The sequence below is a fragment of the Streptococcus oralis genome (assembly GCF_001579175.1).
Classification (GTDB): Bacteria; Bacillota; Bacilli; order Lactobacillales; family Streptococcaceae; genus Streptococcus; species Streptococcus oralis_O.
This window is the reverse complement of record NZ_KQ970760.1, coordinates 261,004-267,432: the sequence shown is the minus strand read 5'-3', so window position 1 is coordinate 267,432 and position 6,429 is coordinate 261,004. Positions and strand designations below refer to the sequence as shown.

The following is a 6,429-nucleotide window of genomic DNA, read 5'->3' as shown; positions in this document are numbered from 1 at the left end:
AAGTTTCTTAGTCTCTACGAAGCGGTAGCCTGGAATATCTTTCTTAGGTTGCTCGCCGTCTTCGGTTGGATAACCTGGAATTTCATTCCCTTCCTTATCCTTATGACTAGTCTTAACCTTCTCATAAACGTGTTCTGTGTCGCCGTTTGGAAGTTTCTTAGTCTCTACGAAGCGGTAGCCTGGGATATCTTTCTTAGGTTGTTCACCATCTTCGCTTGGATAACCTGGAATTTCATTGCCTTCCTTATCCTTGTGACTAGTCTTAACCTTCTCATAAACGTGGACCACATTGCCTTTTTCATCAACCTTAGTTTCAACAATTTTATATCCTGGAATATCTTTCTTAGGTTGCGAACCATCTTCACTTGGTGCTAGGATATTTCCTTTAGTATCAACAAATGAAGTATTCGGACGTACAGTAGGGATGTATTTAGCTGTAATCGGGGTTCCATTCTTATCAACACGTTTAACTGTTACTCCAGTTGCTCGACCTACAAATTCTGGCTCTGGTGTGAAAGTAACTTTTCCAGCTTCATCAATAGTATATGTACCCTCACCTGGAATTGTCTTCTCTGTTGTACCATCGTCAAAGGTCGGCTTAACTGTTTCATCAATTTCTACCGGAATTTCTTTACCATTGATTGTTACTTTTCCGCCTTCAAATGTTGGTGTTCCTGATTGAGGTTGTCCTTTCGGACCTTCTGATTCAGAATCTTTTGAAGTAGGTGTAACCGGGATAACAACTGGGGTATACTTAGCTGTAATTGGGGTTCCATTCTTATCAACACGCTTAACAGTCACACCTGTTGCTTGACCTGTAAATGTCTTCTCGGGAGTAAAGGTTACTTTTCCAGTTTCATCAATAGTATATGTACCTTCACCTGGAATTGTCTTCTCTGTTGTACCATCATCAAACGTTGGTTTGACTGTTTCATCAATTTCAACAGTTTTCTCAATACCATTAACTTTGACTTTTCCACCTTCAAATGTTGGTGTTCCTGATTGAGTTGCACCCTGAACATCTGTTGTAATAACATCCGAACTTGTTGGAGTTGCTGGTTTAACAACTGGAGTGTATTTAGCTTTTACAGGAGTTCCATTCTCATCTACACGTTGAACTTCTACGCCTGTTCCTTTTCCAGTAAATTGTGGTTCTGGCTTAAATTCTACCATACCATTATTTACAGTATAAGTTCCTTCGCCTGGAATGACAATTGGTTGATCTGTTGGTTTTCCTGTTTTTGGATCAATAAGTTCAAGACCTTTGGTTTCATCAATAGGAACAATTTTTTCCACTCCATTAACAGTAACCCTACCACCTAGGAATGTAGGTACTCCTTTTTGAGTTGCACCTTGAATGTCTTCTGTAACAGCATCAGTAGCTGTTGGAATTGCTGCCTTAACAACTGGAGTGTAGCTTGCTGTAACGGGGGTTCCATTCTTGTCTTCACGTAAAACTTCAACGCCTGATGCTTGACCTGTAAAGGTTTTTTCAGGAACAAAGGTTACTGTTCCGTCCGGTGCTACAGTATAAGTACCTTCACCCGGAATAGTGATAGAATCCACAACATTTCCAGTTTTAGCATCAATCAATTTAGCTGGAACAGTGTCATTCATCTCAACAGTAACTTCTTTTCCATTGACAACTGCAGTTCCACCTTGGAATTCTGGTTTTCCAGTTTGAGTTGCACCTTGAACATCTTCAGAAGTCGCAGGAACTCCAATAGGATTTACTGGGATAATTTGTGGCGTGTAAGTTGTCGTTACTTTAGTTCCGTTTTCATCTTCTGCTTGCACAGTTGCTGGAGTAACCTTACCAGAATACAATTTATCCGTTGGACTAAAGGTTACCTTACCAGTTGTTGGATCAATAGAGAATGTACCAATTTCAGTAGTCCCATCTTCAGCATAAGCTGGAGTTGTCTGACCTGCAGGAACTTCATTTCCTTCTTTATCAAGAAGTTTTACTGAACCTTGTTTAATTGGTGCAATTGCATCACCTTGAACAAATGTAGGGGTGCCTGTTTGTGTTGCTCCTTGAATATTTTCAGAAGTTGCTGGAGTTGCTGTTGGTGTAACTGGCGTAATCAATGGTGTGTAAGTTGTTTCAACCGAAATACCATTTTTATCTTTAGCCTGTACACGCACAGGTTGAACTTCACCACTATAAGTCTTATCAGTTGGGGTAAAGACTGCAACGGCTTGTTCACCAACTGTTTTCAGAGTATATGTACCAATAACATTTCCACTAGGGTCTTTAGCTGGAACAGATGTTGCTGGAGTTCCGGTTTCATCTAAAAGAGTGAAAGTAGCTGGGTCAATATCTACAGTCACCTGTTTACCATCCAGTGTAGTCGTGCCACCATTGAATGTTACTGTACTTTCTTGAGTTGCTCCTTGGACATCAACTGACTTAGCAGGTTCTGCTGTTGGAGTAACACCTACAATATGTGGAGTATAAGTTGTCTTAACTTTTGTACCATTCTCATCTTCAGCCTGAACTGTTGCAGGTTGGACTTTACCTTTGTAAGTCTTATCGGTTGGAGTGAATGTTACAGTATTTGAAGTTGGGTCAATTGTATATTCCCCCACTTTGTTACCACTCTCATCCAAAGCATCTACTGAAGCTCCAGGTGCTACCGGAGTACCATTCTTATCAAGAAGAACAGCTGAGTTCGGCTTGATTGGAGCAACAGAGTGTCCTTCTTTGAATGCTACCGTTCCTGTTTGAGTAGCGCCTTGGATTCCAGTTGATTCTGCAGGAGTTGCTGTTGGAGTAACTGGTGTAACAGTTGGAGTATAAGTTGCTGTCGCTGTAGCGGTAATAGGTTGTCCATCTTTATCTTGACCAAGAGTTGCTGTTAATGATACAGTCACTGGGGTTGCTGTACCTGTGAATGTTTTCAACGGAACAAATGTCACAACACCAGTTTCATTATTAATTGTGTATGTTCCTTGACCATCAATTGTTACTTGGTCAACTAACTTACCAGTGGTAGGATCTACCAACTTAGCAGGTGAAGTAGCACTTGGTACCACAGGTGAGCCATCACCAACAGATGTAAAGGTTGGAGTACCTGTTTGAGTCGCTCCTTGAACATCTGTGGATGTTACATTATGACCTTCAATCGAGTCTGTTACTGTGATGTGGTAAGTTGTTGTAGCTGTTGATGAGCCAGCCCCATGATCCACACCAGATTCAGTTCCACCTATTGTAGCATCTGTTGTGTAATTGCCATTACTATCAATAACGTCAACTGTTACTGTATAGACTCCCACTTCACTCAGTGTATAACCACTAGCAAGATTATAGTTGTTTGCATCTTGTTTAGTGTCATAAACCTTCTGAACTCCTGAAGGAGATGTTACTGTAATACGAGTAATGTAAGTTGTTTTTCCGTACTTAGTATCTTCTGCATCAGAGATTGTCACTGCAGCTTTTGCTTCATTACGGAGATCTACCGCAGTTCCTTTAGTAGAAGTATAATCTTGTGAGCTTGCAGTTGGTTTCGTATTGACAACAGTCGCAACATCTGAGTTAGTTGCGATTGTTCCTCTAATGATTCCACCAAATCCTGATTTAGTATGAACTTCCCATGAATCATCACCCAACTTTTTAGCAGTAACTTCTGTTCCATCTGATGATGTCCATGTGTTTGAATGTTTGTCAAAAGTAATAGTTACTGACATACCATCGCCAGCTTGGTTAGTATTTTGAGAAACATATTCCGTCATTGGACGATCAGGAGTAGTTACACTTGTTACATTTCCATCTTTATCAAGTTGACGAGTATATTCGTAAATGAAGAATTTCATACCGCCATCTAGTTTCGTTTCAGTGTATACTTGGCGTTTCGTCCAAGTTGTAGTCCCATCTCCATTTGCTGTTTTCACTTCGGCATAGTCAGCTGGAAGTTCCCAATGACCAGACGTACTATTTAATTTTGCGATGTGCTTTTGACCGTCAGTTCCAGTTAATTCAACTTGTTCACGTAGGAAAGTTCCCTTAACATTTTCAGCTGATGCTTCTACTTTGATATTATCAACACCAACTTTTGCAGTTGCTTCTGACGTGACTGGAATATTAAAGACGGTATTTGAATCTACAGCACCTAGTTCTTGATTTTCAGTAACCGCTGTATTGGTTGAACCACTATCTACAAGCCATTTACCATTAACGGCTTTCAAGTTTGTTACAGTTCCATCTGGCATTGTAACCTTAGCGCTTGTAGCTCCTTTAGATATTTTAACTGGTACTGAAGTTGAGTAAGTTTCAACGTTTTGAACCTCAACTTTTGGTTTCACCACAACTGTGAGAGAAGCATGTGCCTCTTGACCTGATTGGTTCCAAGTTGTACTGCTAGATAACTTATCATAGTCTTTAGCATATACTGAGACAGTATAGATACCTGCCTCCGTAACCTTACCTCCAATAATAGCTTGACCATTATTGGTTCTATCATTAGCTTGTTCAGTTCCTGAACTATTGGAAAGACTATAGTTGGTACCTGGAATCAACACTTTAGAATCATCTAAAGTCGCTCCTACAGTATTATAGCCTGACACACCAGTTACAGCTGGTGAATTCTGTTTACGAACTGTAATTACCTTACCTTCAGCTGTTGTATAACTATAGTTTCCAGAAGTACCCTTAGGAATCACACCTGATCCAGCATTATCATAAATTCGGACATTGATATTCGCATCATCACCTACAGTACGTTCATAACGAGCAGAATCAGATTCTATTTTAGGAGGCGTGGTGTCTTGCCATCCTACCCAACCCATACGTAAATTCTGAAGTTGGAAAGTTACTGAACGGCCGTCAGTGTTAGTTGCAGTTATATTAAAACGTAAATCATATACCCCGTTTTCAATATTGGCAGAGACCACCCCTTGAATAGTATCTGTTGCCTCATCATATGCTAAACCAGGAACAAAATTGGTTGGTTGTATAGAAGTAAGACTCCATCCAGCTTGCTTAGCAGCCTCTGTAACAGCAATACGGTCTTTCAAACCTTTGATATATACACGATCAACCCCTTGCTCATATGCATAACCATAAATTTCTGTAGCTAGGTATTCATACCCACCGTTAGCTGAATAAATCGCAGTTGCTGCATTTGAAATCGTTGAGCCATCTGCACGAAGTTTATTTCTCCATAGCGGAGCCTCTTCCACTAACTTTTTAGAAGCCTCTGGTGTTAAAGGATAATCAACACGACCTTTATTGTTATGACCAGTTGCACCACCTTGTGCAGTAGTCTGTCCATTTCCAGCATTTGTATCAGCACCATCACGTTGGTTAGAATACACAACTACTTCTAATCCTGAAGCATCAGTCCCGGTGATTAGTTTAATTTCTTGGTGTGGAATTGTATATGTATCTGTTCCTGTATGGACTGTTGCATTTATTTCTGAAGCATGAGTAGTACTTGTAGATTCTTCAGCATAAAAATCTTGTGCTGCTAAGGCTACAGCAAGCTTCCCATCACGACCGATTCCTGCTTTTTTAAGGTCATTGTATACCGCAAGGATAGACTCATTCAAGCGTGAGAGTTGAGCATCAATTTCTTTGATAGTCAAGTCTTTTACATCCAAGGTCTTTTTAGCTTCTGCAATAACCTCTTTGTTTTTTGCAACCGCTGCTTCGATTGCTTCTTTATTTTCACCCTCAACATGATTCTTACGAACAGCTTCTTCTGCAAGGACATTAGTTACTTCCGCTTCTGACGTCACTTGGTCCAAAACTTTTTTAGCCTCAGTGATAGGGGTAGCTGTTTTTGCTGTTTCAGCTTTTTGAGCAGTTGCATCTGACTCTGTCAAAACAGCAGTCAAATCAGCAATTTTAGCTGCTTCTGCATCAACATCTGCTTGACTAGCATCTGCCTTCGCTAGAATTGCTTTAGCTGAAACCAATGCTTCTTTAGCAGCTGTTTGAGCTGCCACATCCGCTTTCTTAGCAGTAGACAATTTCGCTTCCAAAGCCGCTACTTTATTTGTCAAAGCTACTTTATCTGCAACCTTAATAGCTTCTGATTTGCTTTCTACTGTTGCATTGGCAGATGCAGTCTCTGACTCAGATTTTCCTTTGTCAGATGACGGAACACCATCTTGTGCTTTTGATGTCGTCGATGCTACTGATGCTTCAGCACCTTGAACTTCCGTTGCTGATACCGCGCCACTTCCAAGGAACATCAAACCAGCTGCAATTGCTACTGATGCTGCTCCAAAGCTATATTTCCGGATACCGTAACGGATATACTTTTCTACTCTAAAATCTTGTTGTTGCTTGCCTTTCATTTAGACCCACAACCTCCTTTTTTATTTTGATATCGATTTACAAGTTATTGATATCGCAAACTCACAGCTAACCTCAGATGAAACAAAAGATGTCAGAAGTCATTTTCAATATCATAAAATTGTCTA

At 40.3% G+C, this 6,429-nt stretch carries 1 protein-coding gene; it reads right to left on the bottom strand.

Annotated elements, in window-relative coordinates:
• Window positions 1–6,303: YSIRK-type signal peptide-containing protein (locus SORDD24_RS05565; RefSeq protein WP_061408454.1), on the bottom strand; the 6,303-nt coding region annotated here is incomplete at its 3' end.
• Between the last annotated feature and the right edge of the window lie 126 nt (window positions 6,304–6,429).